This is a genomic window from Bradyrhizobium sp. P2_E8, assembly GCF_056403875.1.
Genome location: NZ_JBFUES010001723.1, coordinates 1 through 812 on the forward strand (window position 1 = coordinate 1; position 812 = coordinate 812).

Here is an 812-nt window from a genome sequence, read left to right on the forward strand (position 1 = left end):
TCGTCGAGTTCGTGCTGGCGCAGTCCGTTGGAGGGAGCGATTTTTCCCTTGGAGCGTGACTGACGGCAGCGACCCGACAGGTAAAAACCGTCTTCGAGGCCGCTGCTTGCCTCGTGATGATATTTTGCGTTGTTTCGTTCGCCGACTCGAAGCTTCTGCCCGGTCGATCCTCGGCCCTCAGGACGCCGTCGTCGGGCATGGCCGCGGGACTCTTCATCCTTCTCGCCTACCTCGTCAGTGTCCGGCTCCTCGATGCGACACTGCAGATTCCGAGCCTGATGAGATTGTCGTTCCATGTGAAGGCGCTGATCCCCGTCGCGAGCGTCGCTGTCGCTTTCGGGGGACTGACAGTCGCATCGCGATTGGCTCCCAGCTGTTTTACAGGACGCCTCGCTCCGCACATCGCGGTCCTGACGCTCTTCCTGGTTTGCGCCTGGGCAATCCGCGCATACCCCTGGCGCAGCTTCAGCGCCGACGGCGCCATGCTTTTCGTAGAGGGGCGCCCGCTCGATCAAATGCCCCGTGTCAGCGCCGACTGGCGGCGGTGCGACGAACTACAGCAATCGACTGGTTCCGATCGCATTCTCGCCCTGAACGGCTACCGGGCAATGGTGCCCTGCTATTTTTCGCCGCTGCTCACGCGGGGCAAGGTCATCCACACCTATCAGAGCGACGTCGCGCGCGACTTCAGGAAGATCGCACTTGGGACCGCCGATACGGCAGAAGCTGCCCTCCGATCGCTTGGCGTGAAGCTGTTCTATGTCCAGAAGCAGAATTGCGACTTCTGGCTCAACGGCTTCTCCGACCTGTTT

At 61.5% G+C, this 812-nt stretch carries 1 pseudogene; it reads left to right on the top strand.

Features of this window, described 5'->3' with window-relative positions:
* Nucleotides 1-197: 197 nt before the first annotated feature.
* Nucleotides 198-812 (top strand): annotated as a pseudogene (locus AC1D00_RS43485) (hypothetical protein); the annotation flags it as partial.